This window comes from Lamprobacter modestohalophilus (assembly GCF_016583905.1).
Classification (GTDB): domain Bacteria; phylum Pseudomonadota; class Gammaproteobacteria; order Chromatiales; family Chromatiaceae; genus Lamprobacter; species Lamprobacter modestohalophilus.
On record NZ_NRRY01000029.1, the window covers coordinates 42,299 to 69,217 of the forward strand.

The following is a 26,919-nucleotide window of genomic DNA, read 5'->3' on the forward strand; positions in this document are numbered from 1 at the left end:
TTTGATGACCAAGCAGGTGCAGCGCCATGACCACTTGAGTGCTGCGCAGATCGGGCCGAATGCGAATACCATGATCAGGTCGTTCAAGGCGACCTAGGCGAGGCTGAAGTGCGGCTCGCCGCGCGAGAGATTGCTCCAGACATTCTCTACCGGTCATTGCCTCGATCAAGCGCGCTAAACGGCGATGAAAGCGATCGAACTGCCCAACTAAAAGGCCTCGACCGATGCCAGATGATCGCTGCCCTAGCCACGACCTGGCCGGTTGGCGCAAGGAGCGGCTGCCGGAGCGACCTGCCGGCGTCATGACCCTGTTGCCGGATTGGGTCTGCGAGATCCTCTCCCCGGGCCACGAGCGCAAGGACACGGTCACGCACTTCCTGCGTCTGCAACGTGCCGGCGTTCCGTTCTATTGGATTGTCTCACCCGAGGACCGAGCGCTGATCGCCTATGCCCTGGATGACGGTGGCTACCGTGCCCTGTTCACGGCCGAAGGCCCGGACGAGACCACGGCCAAGGTGCGCATCCCGCCGTTCGAAGCGATCGAGATCGACCTAAGCCTCCTGTTCAGCGGTCTTGGATGACGGGCACCGGATGACGGAGACGGACACCGGATGACGGGCAACCGCCCGGAAGTCTTCCCCGGGCAGCTCGAGCCTAGCGCTACTCCATCAATTCCGATCGCGCGGTCGATCGCGCTCAGCGCCGCCGCGCGCCGGGATGCTTGCCAGCGCGAGTGCCGCGCTGGTGCCGGCGATGAGTAGCCACAACCGGCGATGCGTGATCAGTGCCATTTGGTGCTCCTTTTTGAAGTGGATAGGATTGGTTGGCGTCACCAGCGTTGCCCCACTTCGGCGCGGCGAGGCGGCTATGCGGGGGAACTTCGTCATCAGCATGCCGACTACTCGAGATGACCAGCCAGGTGAACATGGCTTCTAGCCGAGACCTAGGCCCTAGGGTCCGCTGGTCCCAGGTTGAAACTTAGGCGCGCACCAAGACGACCTCCCGCCCTCCGGGGCTGATCATCGCCTCACTGGCGGTGCGCGCCTCGATTGGTGGCTGCCCAGTGCGGCGATCGAAGATCACCAGCCAGCCTCCGTCAAGCCCCAATCCCGCCAGATAGGCATCGAGCTGCTTCAACCCCTCGGCGAGCGGATCAGGGCGACCATCGCGCCAGACCTTCAGCTCTATCCCCAGCGTCACCGCGCCATAGCGCAGGCACAGATCCATGCGCCCGGAGCCGATGGCGTATTCGCGCTCCAACGTGCCGCCACCGTTGATGACCCGATGCAGAAAGGCCATCAGCACCAGATGCGGGGCGATCTCGTGGTAGGGGGCGCTTTTGAGCAACGGCTCGCCGTGCTGACGCCAGAAGGCGAGAAAGGCGTCGAGGAGCTGCTCGGGATCAAGGCGGCCATCGGCCTTGAGCCAGATTGGAGTGATCCGGGGCAACGAGTCCTGCGTAACGCTGGCCAGGGCGCGGGGGAGTACCTCGCGATAGATTGGATTGGCAACGATCAGTCCGCCGGCGCCGTCGCGCTTCAGCAGCCCGAGATCGACTAAATAGTCGCGTTCATCCTCGCTCGCATCCTCAATTAGCATCCCGGCGAGCATCGGCTCGATCACGCGGCGCACCCGCGGCTCTTGCAGCTTATGGGCGAGCTGATCGAGATGCGTCACGCGCTCGATGATCATCTGCTCCTTGGCCTGATCGATCAGTTCCCGCGTGATCGGCTGGGTCCGGTCGCGTCCCGCGGGCAGCTCGAAACAGGCGCGATAGGCCAGCGCATTGACCAGCCAAGGTTGGCCTAGGGTCAGCGTCCAGACTTGCTCTAGCGCCTCGGGGGTGAACAGCTGCCCGGTCTCTTGCGTGTGCTCCAGCAGCAGGGTGCGCGTCTCCTCGGCGCTGAAGTCGCCCAAGCGCAGGGACTTGGCCTTGATGTTGAAGGCGCTGCCGCCGGTGATGACCGCGCGCTCGGAACTGGCGTGGATGCGGTAGTCGCGCAGATCGCGCACACCGCAGAGCACGACCGTCTGCGGGAAGGCCGTCGGGCGTTGCGGGTAGCCGGCGCGCAGTTGGCGCAGCAGGGAGACTAGGGTGTCGCCGATCAGGGCGTCGACCTCGTCCAGCAACAGTACCAGGGGCTGGGCGCTGCGTTGACACCACTGACTCAGAAACACGCTCAATGCCGAACCGGGCGCGGTGCTGGCGAGCACCTCCCGGGCGTGACCTGGCCGCTCCTCGTCGCCGAGCCAGACCTGGGCCGAGGTGGCGATATCGGTGACGATGGTCGCCATGGCGTCGGCAAGTTGCTCGCGCCAGGCCTGAGCGCCTTCCAGGTTGGCATAGACCGCCCGATAGTGCCCATACCGATTCAGATGCTCCATCAGCGCCAGCAGACACGAGGTCTTGCCCGTCTGGCGTGGGGCGTGGAGCAGGAAATATTTCTTCTGCTCGATCAGGCTGAGGATCTGCTCGAGATCCCAGCGTGAAAGAGGTGGCAGGCTGTAATGGTCTTCGGGGCGGATCGGGCCTTCAGTGTTGAAGAAGCGCATGCGGGTACCTGCGGCATTGAGACGAGGCGATAATCCGGGTTAAAGCCAGTGGGCAACTTACCATGCCCCGAACGGATCGGGCTGGCATCTGAGACCTCGCTGCACATCTCCTTCGCCATCTCTCGCTGCTCCTGGCTGAATTCGATACCGATCGGTTTCGCGTAGCATCCTGAATGGCTAACTGTGGAGCGGGAACTGGAACTGGAACTGGAACTGGAGCTGGAGATGCTGAGTGAAGACGAGCTGAAAGACTTGCATCGGCAGGTGGCCGAGCCACTGCGGGCAGGCACGCCTGCGGTCGTGCCGCTCGACCTCGACGATGCCGGCGCACGCACCCTTTGGCGCGCCTGTGAGCTGTGCAGTTTTCTCGATCACCGTATCGACAACCCCGCAATGCCTTTGGACCCGCGCGCGATGACCGCTGGCGACATCGACGCTTGGTCTTCGCGCCTGCTGCTACCCGGGGAACGGATCAGCGACCCGCGTGAGTCTGACTGGTACCGGTCCTATTGGATCTTGGTCGATGGCGAGCGGATCGGCACGATTGCGTTGCAGGTCTGGGATTGGGGCTGGGCTGGCCCACACCTCGGTTTTGCAAGCTTGTACGTCTTTCCGGAACGCCGCCGACGGGGGCATGCGAAGCGGTTGCTGACCAGGCTCTTTGCCGCCATGGAGCAGGTGGGGCTGTCCGCGCTGCGGTTGGAGACGGACTGGCTTTGGCAACCGGCGGTGCGGCTTTATCTCGACTGTGGGTTCGCGGTGGCCAACTGGAAGCATGTGCTGAGCCTGGTGCGCTGGCGCGAGCTGCCGACACCGCGGGTGCGGGTCCAGCAGGCGCGCATCGAACTGCTGCGCGAGTCCGACCAAACGCCGATTTTCAGCGCGGCGCGTGACGGTGAGCAGCTGCGCTGGCACGACCATCACACAGAAGCAGAGCGTGAGGACCGCGCCAACTTGCAGCGTTGGGAGCCGACGCTGGCGCTCTGGCTGGCGACGCACGGCTGGCCACTGATCCGCAGCGAGCGCACCTGGGCGGACCGGCTGCGCTGGATGGACGCCGGCATGCCCGAGGGGTTGGCGCACAAGATCCAGCTCTGGGAGGCCTATGCCCGCCACCACGGACTGCCCGTGCGCACCCCGCGCATTCCAGGACTCAGCTATCCGAGCTGGGAGGCGTTGTCATGAGCCGCATGAGCACTCTGCAACGGCGGTGGCGCGACGGCGCAGGATGTAGGTGCCGCCCGGCAGGGCGACCGGGATTATCTGGTAGAACGTTTTGATGCATTTTGGTTGGGACAGCCACCTCTGGCACTCCCAACAGCGAGCGTCCTGAATACCGGCTCGGCAACCGGGCGGCGGCACGTCAGGGATTCAATTCCTATCGAACGACGCCGAGCCCGGCGATGGACTGACACCTTGCTTAGTTCAGCAGCCTTGTCCTCTGACGGCGAGCAATTTCAGCTGGTCAGCAGTCCCGTATCGAGATAGATCTCGGTGATGGGTAACACGATGTTCAATCGCGAAAGCTCGACCCTGTCGCTTGCCTGATCGAAAAGTCGCGGTGTCCAAACTTCGCTCTCCTTGCGGTAATGCAGCACAGCGACCTCGCTGGAGTCGACCAGCAGATAATCGGTGAGCGACTCAATCGTTTGGTACTGCATGAACTTGGTGCCCTTGTCGTCCTGAGCCGTGCTGGGCGAGAGGATCTCGACGATGAGCGTCGGGTTCAGCAGTGTGCGTAGGCCGTTGATGGTCGTGTAGCGCGGATCGCAGGCGACTGAGACATCTGGGTATAGGTAAGGACTACCCGCGTGGACCTTGACGCGTTGATCGCTCGGGAAGGTTCGACAACTGGAGCCACGCAGCCCAGCGCGCAGTTCGCCGACGAGATTGACGCAACAGAGATTGTGTTCTGGCTGGGCGCCGGTCATGCAGTAGACGTCGCCATTGCGCCACTCCCAACGCTCGCCCGCAGTCTCGGAATCCAAGGCGAAATAGTCCTTAAGGGCGACGAAGCGATCTTTCAGAACGGTTGCCATGCGGTTGCTTCCGCTGAGATCTTTTAGTGATGACTCACTGTACTATAGATGGGTCGCGCTGGCCGCGGGACACCCGCTTCAAGTCCGAGTCTGCCGCCAATCAGCGCAACACCGGCATTGCCAGCTTGCTGCAGAGCTATGATCGGATCTATTTCGATCCCTTGCAGGCGACCGATGTCTACACGCGGCAATGCGCCCTGCGGGTGACCGTGCGTGATCTGTCCGTGATGGCGGCAACGCTTGCCAATGGAGGGGTCAATCCGGTCACCCGCGAGCCCGTGATCGAGGCGATCCACTGTCAGCATGTCCTGGCGGTGATGGTGACGGCGGGCCTCTACGAGCACTCAGGTGACTGGCTCTATGACACCGGCCTGCCCGGCAAGAGCGGCGGTTCGAGGGTGATTCCTCTGTTGCTGTCGGCGCTACCGCAGACCCAGCCGCGCGCCTGTTCCGGTCCTGGCACGCCACCGGAGTGGACCACAACGCCATCGACGACGACGCCAGGTGTGGACATCACACCATAGCCCATGATCGCGGCGATATCGGTCACCTTTTCCAACTCGATCTCGATGCCCGCCTCGGCCGCGGCCTGGCTGATGACCTTGGCGGTGATCTCGCAGTTTCGGCAGCCAGAGCCGAGAACCTTGATCTGTTTCATGATGGTTTGACCTCGTTATCAGGTTAGCAGTCGCTCCCGCAGCCGTTCATCGACCATTGATCCTAAGGACTCTAGGGCCTGGTTCTGGTGTTGAGATTGGTCTCCTCAACGCGGCTCCCCGCGCGATCGCACGAGCAGCCAAAGACTCAGAAGTAGCGCCAGAAGGAAGCAGACCAGCGCCCATTGCGCCAACGACAGGCCGAGGATTACCAAAGCCTGGTCTTCGCAGAAACCGGTGGCCATGAACAGCGATGGCAGTTGCATGCCGAGCCATTCCACCAGCCGCTCGATTGGGCCCATGTCAGGGCCAATGCAGGAGACGCTGCCCGCCGGCTGCGCCTGCAGCCAGGTCTGATAGGTTGCTGTCGCAGCACCGCCCGCTGCTGCTAGGGCGGTCAGGGCGCCGCTGATGCGCCGTGCGAGGCCCGGGGTGAGTGCTGCGAACAGCGCCAAGGGCGCCATGAGCATGTAGAGCAGCCGTTGAAAGATACAAAGATGGCAGGGTTGTAGCGCCAGCCATTCGGTCAGCAGGATGCTTGCCAGCGCGAGGGCAGCACTCGCGGCGACGATCAGCAGCCAAAGGCTGCGGGTGGAAGTGATGTTCATGGATGGCAGCAACTCCTGCGGCTATCGCTCTGCGTCTGTGGGCATCTGCTCGATGCGACTGAAACCGCAGTCTGGGCAGTGAATGCTGGAGTCGAGTGTGAGGGACATCCTATAGGGACTCAGGTGATCAGATTGAAGGTCCAGCCAACGATGATGAAGGAGATTGCGAGTACGCTGGCGAACAGTGCCAACGCCTGCCAGCGAATGACCTTGCGCAGAATCAGCATTTCCGGCACCGAGAGCGCGGCGATGCTCATCATCAATGCCAGCACGGTGCCGATCGCGACGCCCTTGCCAAGCATCGCCTCGGCCACTGGTATGACGCCAGTGGCATTGGAATACAACGGGATGCCAACCAGCACCGCAGCGGGAACCGCCAACCATTGACCATCGCCAAGGTGCTCGACCACCCATTGCTCCGGCACGAAGCCATGGAAGAGCGCACCGACGCCGATGCCGATAAAGACCCACTTCCAGATCCGACGCAGGATCTCCTTGACCTCGGCGACGGCGAAGCGGTGCCGACCGCGCAGGCTGGTATCCGGGCGCTGGATGGCGGTCTCGCCCATCTGGATCTTCCAGACGTAGTCCTCAACCCAGCGCTCTGGCTTGAAGCGCTGCATGATGATGCCACCAAACCAGGCGACGATGAGCCCGGCGCCGATATAGAGCAGCGCCAGCTTCCAGCCGAGGATGCCGATCAGCAGCACTGCAGCGACCTCGTTGATCATCGGCGAGGCGATCAGGAACGAGAAGGTCACTCCGAGCGGAATGCCGGCCTCGACGAAGCCGATGAACAGCGGCACCGAGGAGCAGGAGCAGAAGGGCGTCACCGCACCCAGTCCCACGGCCAGGCCACGCGCCTGCCAGTCCGGTCGGCCGCGCACGAACTCACGCACGCGCTCGGGCGAGACCAGCGCCCGCAGTAGGCCCATCAGATAGATGATGATGACCAAGAGTGCGAAGAGCTTGACCACATCCATAACGAAGAACTGCATGGCCGAGCCGGCCGCGCTGTCTGGGCTCAGGCCGAACAGTGAATAGGCAATGACATTGCCAAGCCAGGCGAAGGGGTCGGGCATGCGGAGGCTCCAGACTGGGTTGCTGTGGCCGGCAGCTCACTCGGATTCGGCCAAGAATCAGCAAGCCTAGCAGATCTGTGATTTCATATATATGATTAACCGCATGTAGTCGAGGTGTCACCTGGTGCGGCTAAAGCTCGTTAACCTGAACTTCTCGCGCTTCATCTGCCGGAGTGATGCGGCCCCAGGCAGGTGAACCTGAATCTCATGCGATGCATCTGCCAGGGTGGCTCTGGCCCGCCGCCATGCGCGTTAGGCTTGGGCTTGGGGGCCTGATCCATGGGCAGCCAGGATGCCGGAGGGGCTCGCTAAACCATCGAGGCTGTTCGCTGGCAGTTGCAAGCTGATGGCGGGATTGGCCCGGACTTGCGCCCTCATGCCAATGGCGAGATCGGCTTGCGGGGGAATCCAGGCCTCGAACACACGCAGGTCGGTCTCCGGCTCGAGGGCCGGCCATGTCCGCGTGATCCTGAGCGCGATGAGGCTGTCCGGGGCAGCGCTGAACTGTACTTGCACCGATTGGCCGACGCCAAGGCCGATCGCCTGCTGTCCATCAACGGCAAAGCGCAGCACCAGGCTGTCTGGATCGAAGAGCTCGACCAGCAGCGTCTGCGCCGCGATCTCCCGCCCTTCGACACGCGCATGCAAACGCGCGATACGACCGTCCCAGGGGGCTTCGATCGGGTGCTCGGCCAGCTCATCGGCGGTCGGGACGATGCTGAGCAGCCGTTGACCTGCATGGACCGGATCACCCTCGCGCACCGAGCAGGCTTGGAGCCGCCCGGCCATCGGTGCGTAGAGCTCGGCGCGCCGGGTCGGCTCGACGACTCCGTTGACCTGGATCTGTCCAGGCTGTTGAGCGACGGCCTTGAGTAGCGTGGCTTGGGGCGTGCGCGGCAGCCAGAGCGAGAGCAGTGCGGCAGCGAGCACAAAGCCCGTTGACCACCAGAGGCAGCCTTCAAGCCCCTGAATCTGATAGATCAGACCCGAGAGCACGGTGCCGGCGAGTCGGCCGCCGGCATTGGCCATGTAGTAGAAGCCGACATTGAGGGCGACCTTGTCGGCATCGGCATAGGCCAGGATCAGGTAAGAGTGGACGGCGGAGTTGATGGCAAAGACGATGCCGAAGAGGATCAGCCCGACGATCAGGATTGGTGCCGGCTCCCAGGCCAGTGCTGGTCCCTCGCTCAACGCGAGGGCGATGCCAGCCGGGACTACTGCCAGCAGCAAGGCGCCGAGGAGCGCGGTTCGTCCGCTTGGTCCGTGCCCCTGCTTGTTCGGCCGAATCAGCGCTGGGGCGCCGGCCTGGACGAAGCCGTAGCCGATCACCCAGAGCGCAAGAAAGGCGCCAACCGCGGTGTATTCCCAGTTCAGCACCGAATACAGGTAGACCGGCAGCGCGACGACGAACCAGACATCGCGGGCGCCGAACAGGAAGAAGCGCGCCGCTGAGAGCCAGTTGATCGCCGGCGTGTTGGAGAAGACCTGGGTGAATTTGGCCTTTTCCTTCAGCTTGCCGACACCCGAGGGCAGCAGTGCGATGGTGATGACCATCACTAGGAACAGCCCGCCAGCGAGGATGAACAACGCGTTGCGAAAACCAAACCCTTGCAGCAGTGCGGCACCGACGAAGAAGCCCGCGCCCTTGAGTGCATTCTTGGAGCCGGTCAGGACAGCGACATACTTGAACAGCTTGGACTCGCCTGCTGGACCGTCGCCAGTCAGGGTCTTGACCGTGGCCTTGGCCGACATCTTGTTCAGATCCTTGGCGATGCCGGACAGCGCTTGAGCGGCCATCACGTAGACGACGCCGAGCCAGGCATCGGGCACCGTGAGCATCATTAGCGCGATGACCTGCAGGCCCATGCCTATGTGCATGGTGAGATTGAGCCCGATGCGCGATCCGAGCCAGCCGCCGACCAGGTTGGTGATGATGCCGAAGACCTCGTAGAAGAGGAATAGCATCGCCACCTCGAACGGCGAGTAGCCGAGCTGGTGGAAGTAGAGCACCACCAGCATGCGGATGGCGCCGTCGGTGATGGTGAAGGCCCAGTAGCCGGCGGTGACCGTGAGGTAGTTGCGGGTGTTCTTGTCCATGCGCACCCTGCCGCTAGAGGGACTCGGCGAGCATCTCGGCGATGTCAATCATTCGATTCACGTAGCCCCACTCATTGTCGTACCAGGCGTAAATCTTCACCTGGGTGTCGTTGATGACCATGGTGGAGAGGGCGTCGATGATCGAGGAGCGCGGATCATTCAGATAATCGACCGAGACCAGCGGGCGCTCTTCGTAGCCGAGGATGCCGGTGAGCGGACCCTCGGCGGCGCTCTTGAGCAGGCTGTTGATCTCTTCGGCGGTGACCTTGCGCGCGGCCTCGAAGACGAAGTCGGTGAGCGAGGCGTTGAGCAGCGGGACGCGCACGGCGTGGCCGTTGAGCTTGCCTTCAAGCTCCGGGAAGATCTTGGTGATGGCCTTGGCGCTGCCGGTGGTGGTCGGGATCAGCGATTGGCCGCAGGCGCGGGCGCGGCGCGGGTCTTTGTGGCCGAGATCGACGATGCGCTGGGTGTTGGTGATGTTGTGGATGGTGGTCATGCAGCCGTGGCGGATGCCGACCTGCTCGTGCATGACCTTGACCACGGGCGCGAGGCAGTTGGTGGTGCAGGAGGCGGCGGTGACGATCGGGTGCGCGGCGGGGTCGTAGCGATCGTGGTTAACGCCGTAGACGATGTCGAGTGCGCCCTTGGTCGGTGCGGCGACGAGGACCTTCTTGACGCCTTGATCGAGGTAACCCTGCAGCAGCTCGGGCTGTTTGTGGTGTTTGCCGGTGGCCTCGATGACGATGTCGCAGTCCGACCAGTCGCCCTCGGCGATGGTTTTGTGCTGGCTGTAGGCGAGCGTTTGCCCGTCGATGCTGATCTGTTCGGCGTTGCCGGTTTGGCTGCTGCGGCAATCCTGGCTCCAGCGGCCATGGACCGAGTCGAATTGCAACAGATGGGCTGAGCCGGCAGCGTCGCAAGCAATCTCGTTGATGCGGATGAATTCCAGGTTGTGGCCTGGGTGCTGGTGCTTGGTGGCTGCCTTTGCCTTGCGGTCGATGGCTGCGCGCAGTGCCAGCCTACCCATACGGCCGAAGCCGTTGATGCCGATGCGGGTGATCAAGAGTCATCCTCCGGGAGATAAGGTGAATCTCATGCGATTCATTTTTCGGGGTGGCGCCGCGCCATGAGCGTTAACGTGAATCTCAAGCGATTCATTTTCCGGAGTGGCGCCGCGCCATGAGTGTTAGGTGAGTCGTCTCGTGAGGCGTTTGCTAGAGGCTATCCAGCTCGGCAAGGGCTGCTTGAACGAGATTCTCTGGCAGCGGCACGTAGCGTAATGACTCGGCGTATTGCTGGCCTTCGGTCAGCGTCCAACGGATCAGGTCGTGCACCTTCGCGGTCTTGTCGGCGGGCTCGTAGGCATCGCGGACCAACGCCCAGGTGTAGGTGACGATCGGGTAGGATCGAGCGCCCTGCGGGTCAGGGATGGTGCGGGTCAGAGCGCTTGGGGGGCTGTCAGAGCCATCGGCGAGGCCGCGGCGCCCGGTTTCGACGTTGGGCTGTACGTAACCACCGGCTTGGTTCTCCAGCCAGGCGAGTGAGAGGCCGAGGCGCTGCGCGAAACCGGCCTCGACGTAGCCGATGGAGCCCTCGGTGACCTTGATTCGCTGTGCGACGCCTTCGTTGCCACGCGCTTCCATGGCGCCGCCCGGCCAGTCGATCTGTTTGCTCACACCAGGGCCGGCGGCCCAGTCCTTGTTAATCGCGGCGAGATGGTTCGTGAAGGCAAAGGTGGTGCCGCTCGAATCGCGGCGGCCGACGACCTGGATCAGCTTCGGCGGCAGGTTGATTCCAGGGTTGGCGGCGATCAGGCGTGGATCATCCCAGCGGAAGGCCTTGCCGAGGAAGATGTCGGCGTAGACATCGCGCGGCAGATTGATCGGCCCCTGCACGCCCGGCAGGTTGTAGGCGATGGCGATCATGCCGCCGGTGATGGGTAGTTGCGCGAAGTGGCCTTCAAACTGCTTGTCCTCATCGCCGCGCAAGGGCGCATCGGTGGCGCCAATATCGACGCTGCCGGCGAGGAAGCGCTCGATGCCGGCGCCGCTGCCGATCGAGTCGTAGCTTAGGCTCAGGTCTGAATGCTCAGTGCCGTAGACCTGGAGCCATTGGTTGAACATCGGGGCCGCGAATGAGGAGCCGGCGGCGGTGATCGCGTCAGCGCTGGTCGTCGTTAAAGGCTGGTCGGCGGTGTCATCACCCTGTTGCGGCTGGCAGCCGCCGAGCAGGGAGACGCAAAGAACAGATACCGAGGCAGTGATCGCGAATGGAACAGGCAGGCGCATTCTGGTCTCCGGGGTGCAGGTGGATCTCAGCGGTCGGCCTAGTCTATAGCGTTACTCGAATATATGGATGACCAAATGTTTACGGAATGATGACAGGTCGCTTGGTGAGTGGTGAGTGGTGAGTGGTGAGTTTAGGCGCAGCGGGGTGCGTCTGGGCGATTTGGCATTGTGCTTAATGCGGTGGTGTCGTCGATGAAGGGTTGACTGGATTGGAGGCCGGTTTGCGTCTCGTGTAGCACGGTCTTGGCCCAGTCGGGAAGGGCAGGATTGATCCGGTAGTAGATCCAGGTGCTGGCGCGTCGATCGGTCACCAGCCCCTGCTCGCGAAGCTGCGCAAGGTGGCGGGAGATGTGAGGTTGACTCACCCCGATGGCATAGGTCAGCTCACAGACACAGAGCTCGGAATAGCGTCCGAGCAGCATCAGGGTGCGTAGCCGAGTCGGGTGGGCGAGGGCGCCATAGAAGGCACTGGGATCGATGCTCATGTGGTCCCTGTCGGAGATGATCTATCCAAGTCGCAGAGCGGCGTGAAGCGCTGCTCAGGCTTCACTAGTTCCTCGCTTTGCAGCGGTTGCGGGCAGCGGCTACATCGGCACTCATGGCTAAGAGGATGCCGATCGAGGGCGAATGGCTGAGGAACAGTCTGTCTATCCTATGGGTTCAGGGAATCACCAAGGTCAGACCCGGTGGGATCGGAGCCGGATCATCGAGCAGGTGACGATTGGCCTCGAAGAGACGCGTCCAGGTCTCCTCGTCGCCGTAGAACATGGCGCTGATGCGTGCGAGCGAGTCGCCTGGACGCACCCGATAGACGGTGCGGTCACCTTGGGCACGGGCGAGGAGGTATTGGCTGCGATGCAGGGCGTTTTCCGTTTCTTGAATCTGCTGCCAAAGCTGCGGGTTTTGCACCCCTTGGCCTTCGCGGATGAGGCGCGCGAGAACTTCGGCGTCTCGCCTCGCTTGCGTCTGGGCCTGGGCGGCCGTCAGCGTGCCGCCTTCCGGCGCAGGCAGACGCGCGCGTAGCTCGGCGATACGGTCTTCGAGCTGCTGCTTTGCTTCAGCGCGTCGAGTATCCGCGGCCTCTAAGCGTGCGATTTGCGCTTCGCGTTGAGCGAGCTGTTGCTCGAGACTCTGAATGCGGGCGTCTACGCCTCCGAGCCGGTCCTTATGCTCTCGCAGTCGTAGCTCCGCCGCGGTGAGCTGTGCTGTGTGCTTCTGCGTTGCGAGCTCACGCTGTTGCCTGAGCTGTTGAATCTCGGTTCGGAGCGCTGCGGCTTCGATCTCGGCGCGCTCGGCGGCGGTCTGGCTGTGGCGAAGCTGCTGCTGAACGCGTTCTAGCTCGCGGGCTTGGGCTTCAAGGTCTGCCTGTTTGCGGTTCAGTAGGTCGAGCTGCAGGCTCAGCCGCGCCTTTTCGGCTTCGACGGCCGTGAGCTGCGACTGCAGTGTTGCGACCTGCGCTTGGGTTTGCTGGGAGGCCTCCTGCACCCGTTCGAGCTTAGCCTTGGGCCGAGCTTGCTCGGACGGGCTGATGGGTTGTCGTTGCGGGCCGGGGCGCTCGTTCCAAGCCTGCTGCCCAGCGTCTTCGGGGCTTGCTTGCGGCGCTGTGTCCGCAGGGGAGGTAGTTGGTCTGGCCTCGTCGTCCGCCAGCACAATGGCCGCGCCGAGCAGGAGTCCGCTTGCGCTCAGCGCCAACCAGCGGCTAGCGCGGTGCTGCCGCGCTAACCATTGTTGACTCGATAGCTGGTTTGCAGAGGGGGTCGGCATCGCAATCTCCGCGGCGGCTTGAATCCAGGCCCGACCAAGTCGGGCGACATGGCACGAAAGAGGTTAGACCTCTCCCGTGCGGCATTATGCCCCTGAAGAGGAAGGTTTCAACCGGCAGATTGCGGTCAGGGCCCGCCTGCGCCATGAGCCTGCGCCATGAATGGAGTCGGGGCGCGGCGGATCGACGCCACTAACAGCCGCCGGGTAATCCCGCCAGGGCCATCGCCATCTCGCCTTCGTCATAGCTCAGGTCGTCGAGCTTACCGTCTTTGTAGTCCATATAGGCCTGCATGTCGAAGTGTCCGTGTCCGCAGAGGTTGAACAGGATCGCCTTCGACTCTCCGGACTCACGGCATTTCTCGGCCTCGTGGATGGCGGCGCGCACGGCGTGGTTGGCCTCCGGGGCCGGCAAGATACCCTCGGCCTTGGCGAAACGGATGCCAGCGTCGAAACACTCGAGCTGATTGTAGGAGCGTGGCTTGATCAAGCCCAGCTTGGCCAGATGGCTGATCTGTGGCGCCATGCCGTGATAACGCAGCCCGCCGGCATGGAAGCCGGGTGGCACGAAGGTTGAGCCGAGCGTGTACATCTTCACCAGCGGGGTTAGATGCGCGGTGTCGCCGAAGTCGTAGGCGAAGGCGCCCTTGGTCAGGGTCGGGCAGGCTGAGGGCTCGACGGCGATGAACTCGGTCTTCAGGTCGTCGCGCATGGCCTGGTGCAGGAAGGGGAAGGCGATGCCGGCGAAGTTGCTGCCGCCGCCGGTGCAGCCGATGACCATGTCCGGGTAGTCGTCGGCCATCTGCATCTGCTCGATCGACTCAAGTCCGGTGACGGTTTGATGCAGCAGCACATGGTTGAGCACGCTGCCCAGCGCATAGCGCGTGTCATCGCGTTGTACCGCCAGCTCGACGGCCTCACTGATGGCGATACCGAGACTGCCGGTACTGTCTGGATGCTCGGCGAGGATGGCACGCCCGGACTGGGTGCGGTCACTTGGGCTGGCGATGCACTCGGCGCCGAGGGTCTCCATGTAGGCGCGGCGGTAAGGCTTATGGTTGAAGCTGACCTTGACCATGAAGACGACGATCTCGAGATCGAAGAAGGTGCCGGCCAGCGCCAGTGACGAGCCCCATTGACCGGCGCCGGTCTCGGTGGTGATTCGCTTCACACCTTCGATCTTGTTGTAGAAGGCTTGTGGAATCGCGGTGTTCGGCTTGTGCGAGCCGGCTGGGCTGACGCCCTCATATTTGTAATAGATGCGAGCTGGGGTATCGAGCGCTTGCTCGAGTCTGCGGGCCCGGAACATCGGTGATGGGCGCCATTGCCGGTAGACGTCACGGACCGGCTTGGGGATCTCAACCTCACGCTCGGTGCTCATCTCCTGCTCGATCACGGCGCGCGGGAAGATCGGGGCGAGGTCATCGGGCGTGATGGGCGTTTTGGTGCCGGGGTGGAGCACGGGCGCCATCGGCTCGGGTAGGTCGGCGTTGATGTTGTACCAGAACTTGGGCAGGTGCTCTTCGTCGAGCAGGTACTTGACGCTGTCGGACATGATCGTTTCTCAGTTTCCCCAGTCGTATTTTGTGGCCGTTCTACCTGATCGCCGGCCGAGGCAGGCCAGAACGCTAGAACGCTAGCGCTATCTGTTCGTCAAATCCGGCAGTCGGCCGGCAGTCAGGGTGAATGGCTATTGGTGCTATGGCACGTTCGCCGCCATCGATACTGGCGATCGCTGGCCAGTGCTTGCGGCGTCGGCAAGTTTGCCAGGTTATCGGTGTTGGCTGAAGGGCGCTTGCGCAACTCTTTGGTCGTCGGCCTTGATCGTCGACCTTGATCGTCGACCATTGCTTGTAGACGTCCGAGCTTGGGGTTACTGTCACCGGCTAACGGGTAGCAAGCTGATTGGTGCAAGCGAACAGGTGGTAAGCTGACCGGTAGACCTTGCGGCTTGTTTGTCTGGGGCGACTGAGCCCCCTCCTGATGACTCCCTGATGATTCCCTGTTGATTGCCTACGACACCCTTATTCGGTAGCACGCGCGTTAAGAGGACCCGCCATGAGCACCACCGCAGCCCCGATGCAGCACCTGGATAAAGCGATGAATACCCTGCATGAGATGGGCCTACTGCCCAGCAAGCAGCGCAGCGCTGATGATCCGATGATCCCGTTACTGGAGGCCATCGCCGTGCTCGATGAGGAGCGGGTGACCGCCATTGCCCGCACGTTGGGCCAGGCCTCGACCTTCAACACCGTGGTCCGTCAGCAGGTGCAGGCGATGGAGGTTGGCAACCGCTTCGAGGAGATCACCAACGCCTTCAACAGCATCCGTCACGATGCCAAGATGATGGTCGATCAGCTCGAGGATGGTCAGCTCGATACCTTTGAGCGCGCGGCCAATGTGTGGATGCGGGTGACGCGTGGAGACATCCCGAAGCGTTTCGATAAGATCAAGGCCAGCTACCTGGAGGTCACGGAAAGCACCAACGAACAGATCCAGCGCGAGCAGCGCATCCTGGAGGCCTATCAGGATTTCCGCGGCGCGCTCAAATCATCCGAGGTCCTCGCACTGGAGGTGCTGAAGAAGGCAGAAGCAGCGCTGGAGGCGGCGCGTGCTGAGGTCGACCAGGCAATGCAGCAGATCGAGGCCTTCACTGGCGAGGATGCGGCGGCACGCGCCCGGCTGGAGATGGCCCGCGATGAGCAGGTGCGGGCGCTGCAGAATGTCGACAAGCGGTATCAGATTGCCAAGGATCTCTCTGACAACCTGACCGTCTCCTACAACACCTCCGAGGTGGTGATGGCGCGGTTGCTGCAGACCACCAATGCCAAGGAGCGGCTCTATCAGCAGGCGATCAGCTTCTTCACCACCAACGAGACCGTGCTGACCGCCCTCAGTGCCTCGTTCACGGGCATGTTCGGCCTCGCCGAGACCACTGAGACGGTCAATGCGATGAAAGACGGGATCAGCCAGTCTCTTGAAGTGCTGGCGGATATCGGCGGTAAGGTTCAAGAGGAGGCGATCAAGGCCGGCTATGGGCCGACGATCCGGGCTGAATCGGTGAAGAAGCTGGTCGACTCAGTGGTCAACTACCAGACCCATTCGCGCGAGATCATCGAGGAGATGCGCATCGCCGCGACCCGCAACGCCGAGGAGATCCGCGACGCGGTCGAGGATGGCAAGCGGCGCATGGCGCGGCTGGCCGAGCAGGGGCATGGCTTGGTGGCATAGCTCCTGATTGGAGCAGGACGCACTTGGGATGCCAAAGCAGAGCGATAAACAGAGTCAGAGCCCCGAGCACAGCGGGATGGGAGCGGCAGCCGTGACGGCTCCGCTCGATGACATGATGCTGGCGATGGACGTTGTCGACACGCTTCGCCGCCAGCAGCGTTTGGTCGAGCAGGAACTCGACAGCGGCCAGCGCGAGGCGGCCTTAAAGGCGCGGCTGAAGCGGGTGTATCAGGCGCAAGGTATCGAGGTCAGCGAGGCCGTGCTTGCTGAAGGCGTGCGGGCGCTGCGCGAGGATCGCTTCGTCTATCAGCCGCCGGCGCCGTCCTTTGCCGTTACCTTGGCGCGGATCTATGTCAGCCGCAGCACCTGGGGCAAGTGGCTGCTGGGTGGGTTAGCACTGCTGTTGCTCCTGTTTGTGGCTTGGTACCTGTTGGTCGTCATGCCGCGCCAGGCCTTGCCTGGCGATCTTGAGGAACGCCATGCTCAGGTGCGCGAGCTGGCGCGATCGCAGACGGTGGATGCGCAGGCCGATCAGCTTCTGGCTGCGGCCCAGCAAGCGCTCAGAGAGGGCGAGACAGGGCGCGCCCGCGATCAGCTCATCCAGCTCGAACAACTGCGCGATCAGCTGGCGGTGGGCTATCAGCTTCGGGTGGTGAATCAGCCCGGTGTGCGCAGCGGTGTCTGGCGCATCCCGGAGGCCAATCCTGATACGCGCAACTATTATCTGATCGTCGAGGCGATCGGGGCCGGCGGGCGACCGATTCCGGTGCCGGTGCGCAATGAAGAGACCGGCAAGATCGAGCGGGTCGAGCGCTGGGGGCTGCGGGTCGATCAAAAGACCTTCGAGCGTGTGGCGGCGGATAAACAAGACGATGGCATCATCCAGGACGATCTCCTTGGCAGCAAGGCGCCAGGCGCGCTGGAGCCGGACTACCGCGTACCGGCCAGCGGTGCGGCGATCACGGAGTGGTAGCAGCATGCATCCAGCGCCAGGTCAGCATCGAAAGCAGATCGACACCGGTCCACCCTTCCTTGAACAGCTGCAGTGGGGAGATCGATGATCAGCGGCCAACATGCGATTGCTGAGGTCAGTCAGGCCGCTCAGGGCCAGCAGCAGGCGCTCGATGCGCTGGACGCGCGTCTTGCCGAGCTGCGCAGTCAGGAGCAGGCCTTGCTGCACGAGCGCGCCGAGCAGCTGAAGGCGTTAGCGCGGATACGCGTCGAGCTCCTCGGAAGCGATGCCAGCGGCGCTTTAGACGCTGCGGAAGTGGAGGCGGCGCGGCTGCTCGAGGAGCGAGACGCCGCGTCCGCGGCACTGGAGCAGGAGATCATCGATGTGCAGGCCGGGCTCGACGCCCTGGAGCAGGCCCGCAGTGCGCAATTGGAGCGATTGCAGTCGGCGGCCGATGCCTTGGATCGCGCCGAAGCGGAGACCCAGACGCGCCTCGCCGCCGACGCTGACTATCAGGCGCAGTTGGAGCAGACGCAAGAGGCCGAGCGCATCGCCCTGTACGCGGCCGAGAAGGCCAGCGAGCGCGAGCAGGAGCAGGCGAGCAAGACCAGCGCCTATCAGGCCGATCCGCTGTTCATGTATCTCTGGCAACGCGACTATGGCGGTGAGACCTATCGCGGGCGGGGCTTGACGGCCCGGCTCGATGGCAAGGTTGCGCGGCTGGTCGGTTATACCGATGCGCGCCTGTCCTACCAGCGTCTGCTGGAGATTGCCCCACGCTTGCGCACCCATGCCGAGCAGATGCAGGAGCGTGCCGAGGCCGAGATCGATGCCCTGTCTGCCCTGGACGAGGCCGCCCGCGCGGCTGACGGCATCCCGGCCCTAGAGGAGGCGCGGGATCGCGAGCAGGAGGCGGTTGATGCGATCGACCAGCGTATCGATCAGGAGGAATTGCGTTTGGACGAGCTGATCGAGCAGCGGGCGCTCTTTGCCACCGGCCAGGATGGGCAGAGCCGGGCGGCGGTCGAGCGCTTGGCGGAGGCCTTGGGCGCCAGCGAGTTGGTCGAGCTCGAGCGTGCCGCGCGTGTCACGCCGATGCGCGAGGACGACCAGTTGGTCGCGACCTTGATCGAGCTTGAGCGCGAGGAGCGCCGGCTGGCGTTCATGCGCGAGCAGACCGAGGCCGCGCGCAGCAAGCAGCAAGGGCGGCTGCGGGAGTTGATGCAGGTCCAGCAAGCGATGCGCAAGCGCCGGATGGACCGCCCAGGCTCGCAATTCGAGGACAAGGCGCTGGTAGCGATGATGCTGGCCAACTTCGCCAAGGGCCTGCTGGACCAGAAGGGGCTGTTGCGCGGGCTCGAGGAACAGTATCGCTATCGGCCGCCGCGCACTGATCCTGATTTCGGCTCTGGCGGTTATCGCCGCGGCTCGCCATGGGGCGGACGTCCTCATCCGGGATCAATCGGGCGCTCGTCTGGTCGCTCGCGAGGCGCATCCAGTCAAGGCGGCTTCGGTGGTGGCGGATTTGGCACCGGTGGCGGCTTTGGTGGCGGTGGCTTCCGCACTGGTGGTGGTTTTTAAGGGCCAGGGCTGAATGCTGAGCAACGTTAAATGCTGAGCTATATCGGCGTCTCCAAAGGCTATGGCGGCCAGCTCGCGCTCGACGGCATCGATCTCGACTGCGCTGAAGCTGCCACCACCGTCTTGATTGGCCCTAGCGGCTGCGGCAAGTCGACCCTGCTGCGGCTTGCGGCCGGACTGATCCGCGCCGATGCCGGCGAGGTCTGGTTCGAGGGCGCCCCGCTCGGCGCCGAGAACCTGCGCGCGGCGCGCCTGCGCATGGGCTACATGATCCAGGAAGGTGGGCTGTTTCCGCATTTGAGCGTTCGTGCAAATGTTGAGCTGATGGCGCGCGAGCTTGGCTGGCCGACATCCAAGCGGCGCGAGCGGCTTGCGGAGCTGGCCGAGCTGGTGCAGCTGCCAGCTACGCTGTTGGACCGCTTTCCGCTCGAACTCTCCGGTGGTCAGCGTCAGCGTGCAGCGCTGATGCGCGCGCTGATGCTGGACCCGGATCTGATCCTGCTCGACGAGCCGCTCGGCGCCCTGGACCCAATGATCCGGGTCGAGCTGCAGCGCGAGCTGGCAGCGATCTTCCAGCGCCTGCACAAGACCGTGCTGATGGTGACTCATGATCTGGCCGAAGCGGTATTCTTCGGCGATCAGCTGGTGTTATTGCGCGCTGGGCGCATCGTCCAGCAGGGTTCGGCTCAAGCCTTGCTGCAATCGCCAGCCGAGCCTTTCGTCGCCGAGTTCGTCAATGCCCAGCGCGAGCCGCAGCGGGTGTTGATGGAGGTGAGTCAAGGCCTGAGCGCGCCTGTCTTTTAATCAGGTGGTCGCAGGTTCGAACCCTGCAGGGCGCACCAATAAAAACAGCGGCTTAGCCTCAATCTGGGTTAGGCCGCTGCCTTTTGAGTCACCATAAAGTCACCACGCGGCAGAGTTTCGCGCGACTTTCGACGCTTGCTAAGCCGTTGACTGGCCGTTGCAGGGTTTCCTGCATCGCTGGGGCCGTCTGGCGTTGTCCAGACCGCTAAAGGTAGCTCCGGACTACCTTTTACAAGTCGCTGATTCTGTTGACTGTAGTCAATGGCTACAGTGCTTAATGTCCGCCATGGGGATACTTAGCGAGGGCCGCGCTCATTCAGCCAGCGACTGCGGCGGCGACTGACCGTTGATCGATGCTTGCCGAGCGCGCGCGCGATCTCCCGCGGGTGCTGCCCTTGCTCGAGGCGTTGAATAATCTCGCTATCGGTCGCCGGATCGCTGGAACGGATATAGCAGGCACCCTGCCAGCGAGCGCGAACCGGCTTTAGAGCTCTACGCACCAGGGCCTCATCAGCGCCGGCGGCGATCATTGCCAGGGCGGCATCATGGATCGGATCGAGGGCCTCGGATGCTGGCATGGGTGCATGGTGCCCTCGGGGTGAAGGGGATGCCGGCGGCGGGACACTGCGCCGGCAGACAGTGACAAAGCGGAGCTTCCGATGGACGCTGCTCCCCAGTCCCTTGCCACCTTTTGAGCGAGGCGACGGCGCTAAAAGGGTGCTGGCTTTGGGAACCGGCCAGCGTCGGTAAGCCGAAATCAGCAGCAGTTGGAGTGCTGCTACTGATCCCTCCCTATCGCTCGCAGTCAGCGGCAAAGCCACTGCGAGCGAAATCTTCAGGCTGTCGCAGCCGACACCGAGCGCCGGACTCTCGCCACGGCTTCGAGGATCGCAATCAGCTCGGCCTGTGATCGTGCTCGGGTGCGGTGCAGGTCCACCTCGGGCGCGGTGATCGTTACGCCGTAACGGGTGAATGGCTGCCCAGCGGGAACAGCCAGCCGTGATGCGTTCGGTCGGTGCATTGCGAGAATCACGCGGCTTTCTCCATCGGCTCGCCGGACAGTTCAGCATCAGGCGCAAGGATGATCTCGATCGAGGCATCTGCTCTGCGCTCTACCTGCTCGCCGGCGGCTTCGAGCTCGCGGAGCAGTCGTTCTTCTTCGATCTCGAGCGCTTCGATCTGCGCTTGCAGGCGTTGACGCTCTGGCTCGCGTTGGGTCAGCGGTAGGGCGTCGGCCAGCTCCATAGCTTCGATCTCGGCTTTCAGCTTGGCCTTGATCGCATCACCGTGCAGCCAGGCCAGCAAGCCAGCGGTGAGCGCTGCCCCTTGTGGGCCTTGACTGGTGACGGTGGCGACGTTGAGAAAATTGCGCGCGGCCTCGGTGATGCGCGGTTGCACGAAGGCGCTCGCTCGATAGGCGCCTTGAAAGTCGCGGGCTTGGCTGTCGACCAGATCATGTGCCCGCGCAATCGCTTCGTCATGCGGCAGCGGCCTGTCTGGCAGGCTGGCGAGCGCTTCTTGCGCTGCAAGGATTGCTGATCGGGTCTTGTCGAGCTTTGCGACGGCTGATTTAGTAGACATAGCCGGCCACCTCCGCGGCCATGCCCTTTTTCCGGGCGTACTCCACTGCTCTGCGGCCGAGCTCAATGCGCGGCATCAGCGCTTGATGACCCTCAGACTGCCGAGACTGAAGGCGCCGCAACTGCTCTTTGCGCCCTTGCAGAACGCGGAGCGACTGCGGATTAGCCTCTTGCCCTAGGGTGCCGGTCCGGCTGGCTTCGATGCCGACGGACAGTTGGTTGATCTCGCCGCGCAGCGCTTCGATCTCGGATCGGATGCCGCTCATGGTCGAGGATGCTGTTTGTGCTGAATCGAGAACGTCATACAGCCGGTTTTGGTCGATCGTGTATTCAGGCATTAGTGACTCCAGGGCCGGTCTGGCGCGCATTGTTCTTAGCGATGATGGCTTGCCAGGGGTCTTTGGCGTTCTTGCGATGCTCATCAGACAGCCGCTTGCGCTCTGCGAGCACGGCCGCGCGAATCTCGGCTGATTGGGGGTTCTGGCTTGGCATGGGGGCCTCGGTGGTCTTGCTGCGCTCGCGGCGAATCTGCTCGGCGCGGTCGGTGATCTTGTCGAATTGCTGCCGATACAGCCCCGCGGCTTGCTGCTCGAGGTCGCTGCCGTGATCCGGTTGGGTGATGGTCAACGGCATATCAGGCGCTCTCGCTGTCGCGGCGGCGCGGAATCAAACGATCCAGGCGCGTCAATTCCTGCTCAATGGCCGCAGCGGCGACCGCGCTCATGGGCAATCCACGCATAGCGCAAGCGGCCTTGAATCTGCGATGCAGCTCGCGGTCGATCGGCAGATTCGCGCGAGCGCGGGTTTCAGGCTGAGTGTTCATGTAACGCTATACTATTACACTTTTTCACAATGCGAAAAGGCTTTTTTTCAGGATGCGGGATGCGCGAACTGATCGAGTAGACGGGCCTTGAGCTGCTCGAGCTGGGTGTCGATCTCGTCTGCGGCTTGCTCTGCTTGGCGCGGGGTCAGACCAGCGCGGCGCTCTAGGATGTCGGGGATGGCCCGCGTCTGCTCTGCGAACGTAGCCACGGCTGTAGCGAAAAGCTCCAGCGTTGGCGCGCGCTCGTAGAGCTGTCCGGCTTCGAGGTCGTTCTTGCGGCGCTGGGCTTCGCCTTGGTGCCAGGCTAGGCGGTCGCGCGGGGGCAGGGTCTCAGGATCAATGCCACCAGGTGCGGAGGGGTCGAGGGGCGTTGCCTTGGGTCTTGCTGCGGCGAGCATGTGATGGAAAACATCGGCCAGCTTGTAGCGCCGGATTTTTGCGCCGTTGGTGCGCTTGTCGAGATCAGCCGGCTCGAGATCAGCCAGGCGCTTTGCCAGGGTGCGGCGGTCGATGCCCAGCTCTGCGCTGAGCCCTGAGATTGTCCACAGTTGGGCTTGCATAGATAAAACCTATCAGTGGTGGTGGAACCCATAGGCGGGATTTATTGCTGGGGGACCGAACTCCAAACCGTCGGGTCTTGAGGGGTGCCAGCAAGGACCAGTAAAGTCTTTAGAATCAAATACTTAGGTTCTTCCGGGGTCGAATACCTTGGGTCATTTTTTGCAGCGCGGGCAACGGCTATTGTTCAACCAAATACTTGATTGTTTTTGGTGTTTCAAGCGGCCAGCCGCCAACCCATCGCCGGACGCTGCGGCTCTCGAACCTGCCACCTCGGCGGAGTGCGGCCAGTGCGCGCTCTGCGAGCTGCGGCGAGTCGATCCATATCAGCCATTGCCTTGTTGATGCGCGCTTGGCGCTCGGCGGTCTGTTGCTTTGTAGCGGCTTTCATCGCTTGGCTCCTATGCGACCACCACGGTCATTCGGTTGTAGCGCTTGCCGGTCTTCGTGGTTTCCTGTCCGTGAAAGGTCAGGGCCACCAGCGAACCTATCTCGGCATCCTCCGCGCGCAACCGCTCCAACAGCCAGGCGGTCAACCAGACCGCGACCACGGAACCGTCAGGCGTTTGAATCAGCGCTTGATGCTGCGGGCCGAACGGTCCGGATTCCTTGCGGCTTCCGACAATAGCGCCTTCGAGTGTGTCGCCGGGCTCGGGCTTCCAGACGGTAATGGTTCGGGTTAGCTCGGCTTTCTTGCGCAGTCGGTCGAGTCGGTCGGGGTCGATAGTGACCTCGGCCGGTAGGGTGTTGTCGAGGGTGCTGAGTGCTTGAGTCATGGTGTGTCACCTTCAGTGATAGGCCGCCAGTCGCGGCAGTGATGGAGCGCCGCAGGCCAAAGGGCTGGCGCGCGGTTGCTTGCGGGGGCGTTGATGGAGCAGCGTCCAAGTCCAGCCGCTGGGCTTGTGCTGCTTGCGACGAAGTGCCGGCAGTCGCGACAGCAGACCTTGGGCGTTGGTGTCTGGTGGTGCGATCGGTTGCCGGCTTGCGGGCTCTGTGCCGGCAGCTTGGCCAGCTCGGCAAGGGTCCAGGCCAGGGCGCTTGGATTGCTGGCGCAGACCTTCAGGTATTCGGCGCGCGCGGTCGGGTCGGTTTCGATGATGGCATCCAACCAGGCGCAAACAGCCGCTTTGTGGGTATCCGACAGGGTGTTTATGGGTTCCCGGGTTCCCTCTAAATCTGCGATTTGAATAGTCCGCCGTTGGGGCTTATTCCCTATAGTTTGCTGGGTTATTGGTGTCTCTTCTCTCTCGGTTCCCTCCGTCTTGTTGATATTTTTAGGGGAACCGGGGGAACCTAGGGAACCGTTATGATTTGCAAGGGGTTTTCCGGTTCCCTCTAGTGGTTCCCTTGAGGGAACCGGGGGAACCGGGCGGCTCTTCAGCCGTTGCGCCAGCGCCGCGATGCTCATCATTCATCCCTCGGTGCGATGGCATACAGGTTTTGCGAGCGTCCTTGTATCTTGGTTTTCTTCGAGCGCCGGCTTTCGTCGCGCTCGGCAATCCAGCCGGACGCGTCCAGGGCGCCGAGAACGCGCTTGAAGTCAAAGCCGGTTGCGGCTTCGCGCAGACCTCCAGGGGTGAATAGATAGACGCGATTGCTGCTCTCGGCTTCGCCTTCGTCGCGATACCAACCGGCTCGATCACGAATCATCGGGCCGCTCTCGCCGGCCAGCACATGCGAAAACCGCGCGTCGCCGTGCTTGGCAATGAAGTCTTCGACCGCTTCGAGGATTTGCCGGGTTTCGGTGTGTCCCTTGCCGCGATGCTCTCGCCATGCCTGATAGGCCAGTTCCGCCGCCTTGATGGCCTCATCCTCGGGCCAGCCGGTGATGCCGTAGCTGGTGGCCAGCTCGCCGGCCAGTGCCGCTAGGGCAAAGGCGCCAGCCGCGCGACCTTCGAGACTGGAACCGGACGCGAACGCGTCGCGGCTTTGGATGGCCGCCAGCAGTTCGCTAAGGTCGCCGCTATCGTCGGTAATCAGTCGCTCCACGAATGCCGGGCCGGAATGGCCATAGTTGACGGCCGCCGCCGTGCGGATAGCGTCCGATAGCGCGCGACCGTTTGCCATGCCGCGCAAGTCATCGAACAGGCCATAGCGCCGTGAACAAGGAATATCCAACAGGCGGGCCTCTTGTCCGGCCTTAGCGCGCTTGCCGCCTTCAATCATGGTTGCGCCGATAGTGCGCTCGCCGCTTGATAGCAGCATGACGCGCCAGCGCCGCACCGATCGGGCGCCGCCGCTTCGACTGGCGCGGCTCTTGCCGGTGCCGTTGCCGATGGCATAGATAACCGCGCCGAGCTCGCGCGGGTCCGCCTCGCTGATTTCATCGAGAATCAGGGCCGTATCATTCAGCGCCGCCGCGATACCTTCGAGTCCGTTGCTTGTCGCGCGCCAGGTGCGGACGAAGCCGCCGCCTCCCCAGACCGACGCGCCAGCCGCGAGCGCCGTGCTTTTGCCGGTACTGGAATCGCCAACCAGGTGAAAGCCGCCGCTGGTGCGGTGCACCTTGGCCAGTAGCGGGCCGGCTAGTGCCGCGCTAACCGCAAGGGTCAGCATAGGGTTGCCGATACAGCGCGCCGCAATCTCCGCGCGCCAGCCGTCCAGGGTTCCGGCGGTGGTAAATTCGTCGTGCTGGGCGTGCTCGCTTTGAAAGCGAACGTCGCCGGTTCCGATGATGCGATGCGGGAGAACGAACACCGCGCCGGACGCGTGCCAGCCGGTCGCGGTGGCCGCCAGCACGCGCCGCTCGGGATAGCGGCTCATTAAGTAAGCGTTCAACAGGCGATGGCTTGCCGGGTCGATTCGCACGCCAAGCGCCAGCAGCTCGCCGCGCAATTCTTCGCCGCTTCCCTTCAGTAGCGCCATCGGCATAGACCATTCGCGCCAGCGTCCGGCCGCGTTTCGGAACCGCAACAGCAGACCGTGCTCGGTGTCCGTTTCGCTGCAGGTCATCGCGTCCGCGTGCAATGGCGAGCATATCCATTGGTCAATTTCCTCTTCGTCCTTGATGCCGTGCCACCACAGGCCAGCCGGGCCGTAACCAGTGCGCTGGTCGTGCACCGCGAAACCGGGCCGGTCTACCTCGGGCTTGGGTCTGGCGGTTCCCTCGGTTCCCTTTGCTTTTTTCGTGGGGGAACCGCTGGAAGCCGCGCCATTGCTGGCGGTTCCCTTGGTTCCCTCGGTTCCCTCGGTTTTTTCAAAGGGTGAGGGAAAATCCAGCCATTGGGCCGCGTCCGCGAACCGCTCAGCGGTCCAGCCATCGGCCGCCGCGTCGGCAGCATCCCAACCGTCCGGCAGATCGGGGGCCAATGCCTTCAGGTCGAGGATGGCAACCGACACCGCGCCAGCGCCATAGGCCAGGGTTGCAGCGGTGCGGGCATATTGGGCGCCGGGCTGGTCGTGGTCCGGCCAGACCATCAGGCGCCGTCCGGCCAGTGGTCGCCAGTCGCTTTTCTTGGGTGATTGGGCGCCGTTCATGCTGGCAATGGCGATTGCATCGGGCACCAGCGCCGCCGCCGCGTCCGCCGCTTTCTCGCCTTCGCACAGTAGAACAGGGGCCTCGGGTCTGGCTGCCAGGCGGTCGAGTCCGTACAGCGGTCGCGGTTCCGGCGGTGCTTTGCGTTGCCATCGGGAACCATCCCACGTCAGGGGGGAAAATTGCTTGCGGGAACCGCGCGGGTCGAACCGGCAGACGAACAACAGCGGTCGGCCTTCGCGGTCGCGATAACACCATTCAGCAGTCGGCTTGCCGTGCTTCGGGTGCGACTTGGGCCGGCTTGCTAGGGCGCTTTCCGGTATCGGGCCGGTGATTGCCTTAGCTTCGGGCTCGGGCGCCGCCTTGGGCCGCTGGTGGCCGTTGACGCGCGCGCCAGTGGTTAAGGTGTCGGTGATTCCGAGAACGTCAGCCAACCGCCGCGCCGCCGCGCCTTGGGTGTCGAGTCCTTCCAGGTAGCGAACCAGGCTAACCAGGTCGCCGCCTTTGTCGTCAGTGGCAAAGTCCGACCAAGCGCCGGTTTCGACATTGACGGAAAACGAACCAGGGTTGTCGTCGGTTCGGGTTGGGTTTCGCGCCAGCCATTCGGCGCCTTGCCGCTCGCCGCTGGGCAGCCATCGGCGGATAACCGCGTCCGATCGCTTCAGGGCCTCGCGCGCGGTGGCTTTGATGTCCACCAGTGGTAATGGAATGGTCCGCCCCGCTCCTCCAACACACCCCGAGCGGGCACAATAAGCGATGATGAGAACCCATCGTCAACCAAGGTAGCGGAGCAGACCAATGACAGAGACTCACAAAGACCGGGCCATCACG

At 63.2% G+C, this 26,919-nt stretch carries 26 protein-coding genes and 2 pseudogenes; 7 read left to right on the plus strand and 21 right to left on the minus strand.

From position 1 onward, the window contains the following. Positions 1-224: 224 nt before the first annotated feature. Complete coding sequence (locus CKO42_RS16245) at positions 225-581, plus strand: Uma2 family endonuclease (protein ID WP_200246295.1); 357 nt, start codon at positions 225-227, stop codon at positions 579-581. Between the two features lie 87 nt (positions 582-668). On the opposite strand, the gene CKO42_RS27990 is transcribed toward CKO42_RS16245, so the two are convergent. Next, positions 669-791 carry a hypothetical protein gene (locus CKO42_RS27990; RefSeq protein WP_274608930.1) on the minus strand — a complete coding sequence of 41 codons (123 nt, stop codon included), beginning with the start codon at positions 789-791 and terminating at the stop codon, positions 669-671. 187 nt (positions 792-978) lie between these two features. After that, on the minus strand, positions 979-2,553 hold the full coding sequence (locus CKO42_RS16250) for an AAA family ATPase (RefSeq protein ID WP_200246298.1): 1,575 nt from the start codon (positions 2,551-2,553) through the stop codon (positions 979-981). Between the two features lie 225 nt (positions 2,554-2,778). On the opposite strand from CKO42_RS16250, the gene CKO42_RS16255 reads away from it, so the two are divergent. Beyond that, complete coding sequence (locus CKO42_RS16255) at positions 2,779-3,738, plus strand: GNAT family N-acetyltransferase (protein ID WP_200246300.1); 960 nt, start codon at positions 2,779-2,781, stop codon at positions 3,736-3,738. A gap of 272 nt (positions 3,739-4,010) precedes the next feature. Here CKO42_RS16255 and CKO42_RS16260 read toward each other — a convergent pair whose 3' ends face one another. Then, positions 4,011-4,592 carry a Uma2 family endonuclease gene (locus CKO42_RS16260; RefSeq protein WP_200246302.1) on the minus strand — a complete coding sequence of 194 codons (582 nt, stop codon included), beginning with the start codon at positions 4,590-4,592 and terminating at the stop codon, positions 4,011-4,013. Between the two features lie 29 nt (positions 4,593-4,621). Between CKO42_RS16260 and CKO42_RS27395 the strand changes: the two are divergent. Next, positions 4,622-4,975: pseudogene (locus CKO42_RS27395) on the plus strand (glutaminase); the annotation flags it as partial. Here the strand turns inward: CKO42_RS27395 and CKO42_RS27400 are convergent. The 9 genes and pseudogenes from CKO42_RS27400 to CKO42_RS16305 all read right to left on the minus strand — a co-directional run bounded on the left by CKO42_RS27400 (position 4,951) and on the right by CKO42_RS16305 (position 14,639). Next, positions 4,951-5,250 carry a thioredoxin family protein gene (locus CKO42_RS27400; protein WP_242479441.1) on the minus strand — a complete coding sequence of 100 codons (300 nt, stop codon included), beginning with the start codon at positions 5,248-5,250 and terminating at the stop codon, positions 4,951-4,953. The pseudogene CKO42_RS27395 and the gene CKO42_RS27400 overlap by 25 nt on opposite strands. A 105-nt stretch (positions 5,251-5,355) precedes the next feature. Continuing rightward, complete coding sequence (locus CKO42_RS16270) at positions 5,356-5,856, minus strand: disulfide bond formation protein B (protein WP_200246304.1); 501 nt, start codon at positions 5,854-5,856, stop codon at positions 5,356-5,358. A 119-nt stretch (positions 5,857-5,975) separates the two neighbouring features. Further along, a complete protein-coding gene (locus tag CKO42_RS16275; protein WP_200246306.1) occupies positions 5,976-6,938 on the minus strand; it encodes a permease in 963 nt (320 codons plus the stop codon). A gap of 885 nt (positions 6,939-7,823) precedes the next feature. After that, positions 7,824-9,035 (minus strand): annotated as a pseudogene (arsJ, locus tag CKO42_RS16280) (organoarsenical effux MFS transporter ArsJ); the annotation flags it as partial. A 13-nt stretch (positions 9,036-9,048) separates the two neighbouring features. Further along, positions 9,049-10,098: an ArsJ-associated glyceraldehyde-3-phosphate dehydrogenase gene (locus CKO42_RS16285; RefSeq protein WP_200246310.1), complete on the minus strand. Its 1,050-nt coding sequence runs from the start codon at positions 10,096-10,098 to the stop codon at positions 9,049-9,051. Between the two features lie 151 nt (positions 10,099-10,249). Then, positions 10,250-11,323: a phosphate ABC transporter substrate-binding protein PstS gene (pstS, locus tag CKO42_RS16290; protein ID WP_200246312.1), complete on the minus strand. Its 1,074-nt coding sequence runs from the start codon at positions 11,321-11,323 to the stop codon at positions 10,250-10,252. A 131-nt stretch (positions 11,324-11,454) separates the two neighbouring features. Continuing rightward, positions 11,455-11,808, minus strand: a complete 354-nt coding sequence (locus tag CKO42_RS16295; RefSeq protein ID WP_200246314.1) for an ArsR/SmtB family transcription factor — start codon at positions 11,806-11,808, stop codon at positions 11,455-11,457. A gap of 175 nt (positions 11,809-11,983) precedes the next feature. Next, complete coding sequence (locus CKO42_RS16300) at positions 11,984-13,087, minus strand: LysM peptidoglycan-binding domain-containing protein (protein ID WP_200246316.1); 1,104 nt, start codon at positions 13,085-13,087, stop codon at positions 11,984-11,986. Between the two features lie 190 nt (positions 13,088-13,277). Then, positions 13,278-14,639, minus strand: a complete 1,362-nt coding sequence (locus CKO42_RS16305; RefSeq protein ID WP_200246318.1) for a TrpB-like pyridoxal phosphate-dependent enzyme — start codon at positions 14,637-14,639, stop codon at positions 13,278-13,280. Positions 14,640-15,142: 503 nt separating this feature from the next. On the opposite strand from CKO42_RS16305, the gene CKO42_RS16310 reads away from it, so the two are divergent. From CKO42_RS16310 to CKO42_RS16325, 4 genes are all read left to right on the plus strand, one after another. After that, a complete protein-coding gene (locus CKO42_RS16310) occupies positions 15,143-16,315 on the plus strand; it encodes a cell surface protein (protein ID WP_200246320.1) in 1,173 nt (390 codons plus the stop codon). A 28-nt stretch (positions 16,316-16,343) separates the two neighbouring features. Further along, the gene (locus CKO42_RS16315; RefSeq protein ID WP_242479442.1) at positions 16,344-17,288 is read left to right on the plus strand and encodes a DUF6384 family protein; all 945 of its coding nucleotides are present in this window, start codon (positions 16,344-16,346) and stop codon (positions 17,286-17,288) included. Between the two features lie 84 nt (positions 17,289-17,372). After that, a complete protein-coding gene (locus tag CKO42_RS16320; protein ID WP_200246322.1) occupies positions 17,373-18,848 on the plus strand; it encodes a coiled-coil domain-containing protein in 1,476 nt (491 codons plus the stop codon). Positions 18,849-18,878: 30 nt separating this feature from the next. Then, complete coding sequence (locus CKO42_RS16325) at positions 18,879-19,652, plus strand: ATP-binding cassette domain-containing protein (protein ID WP_200246324.1); 774 nt, start codon at positions 18,879-18,881, stop codon at positions 19,650-19,652. 296 nt (positions 19,653-19,948) lie between these two features. On the opposite strand, the gene CKO42_RS16330 is transcribed toward CKO42_RS16325, so the two are convergent. The 9 genes from CKO42_RS16330 to CKO42_RS16370 all read right to left on the minus strand — a co-directional run bounded on the left by CKO42_RS16330 (position 19,949) and on the right by CKO42_RS16370 (position 26,783). Continuing rightward, positions 19,949-20,230, minus strand: coding sequence for a helix-turn-helix domain-containing protein (locus CKO42_RS16330; RefSeq protein WP_200246326.1), 282 nt, complete (start codon positions 20,228-20,230; stop codon positions 19,949-19,951). 451 nt (positions 20,231-20,681) lie between these two features. Further along, positions 20,682-21,233 carry a hypothetical protein gene (locus tag CKO42_RS16335; RefSeq protein ID WP_200246327.1) on the minus strand — a complete coding sequence of 184 codons (552 nt, stop codon included), beginning with the start codon at positions 21,231-21,233 and terminating at the stop codon, positions 20,682-20,684. Beyond that, on the minus strand, positions 21,223-21,570 hold the full coding sequence (locus CKO42_RS16340) for a hypothetical protein (RefSeq protein ID WP_200246328.1): 348 nt from the start codon (positions 21,568-21,570) through the stop codon (positions 21,223-21,225). Before CKO42_RS16340 ends, CKO42_RS16335 begins: the two co-directional genes overlap by 11 nt. After that, complete coding sequence (locus CKO42_RS16345; protein WP_200246330.1) at positions 21,563-21,859, minus strand: hypothetical protein; 297 nt, start codon at positions 21,857-21,859, stop codon at positions 21,563-21,565. The genes CKO42_RS16340 and CKO42_RS16345 overlap by 8 nt, the downstream gene beginning before the upstream one ends. A 7-nt stretch (positions 21,860-21,866) precedes the next feature. Continuing rightward, positions 21,867-22,055: a plasmid partition protein ParG gene (locus tag CKO42_RS16350; RefSeq protein ID WP_200246332.1), complete on the minus strand. Its 189-nt coding sequence runs from the start codon at positions 22,053-22,055 to the stop codon at positions 21,867-21,869. Positions 22,056-22,102: 47 nt separating this feature from the next. Then, positions 22,103-22,615 carry a DUF1441 family protein gene (locus tag CKO42_RS16355; RefSeq protein ID WP_200246334.1) on the minus strand — a complete coding sequence of 171 codons (513 nt, stop codon included), beginning with the start codon at positions 22,613-22,615 and terminating at the stop codon, positions 22,103-22,105. Between the two features lie 399 nt (positions 22,616-23,014). Next, positions 23,015-23,389 (minus strand): hypothetical protein, encoded by a 375-nt coding sequence (locus CKO42_RS16360; RefSeq protein WP_200246336.1) that lies wholly within the window; start codon positions 23,387-23,389, stop codon positions 23,015-23,017. Next, positions 23,386-23,721 (minus strand): hypothetical protein, encoded by a 336-nt coding sequence (locus tag CKO42_RS16365; RefSeq protein WP_200246338.1) that lies wholly within the window; start codon positions 23,719-23,721, stop codon positions 23,386-23,388. Before CKO42_RS16365 ends, CKO42_RS16360 begins: the two co-directional genes overlap by 4 nt. A 299-nt stretch (positions 23,722-24,020) precedes the next feature. Continuing rightward, positions 24,021-26,783 carry a DUF927 domain-containing protein gene (locus CKO42_RS16370; RefSeq protein WP_338034934.1) on the minus strand — a complete coding sequence of 921 codons (2,763 nt, stop codon included), beginning with the start codon at positions 26,781-26,783 and terminating at the stop codon, positions 24,021-24,023. Positions 26,784-26,919: the final 136 nt, after the last annotated feature.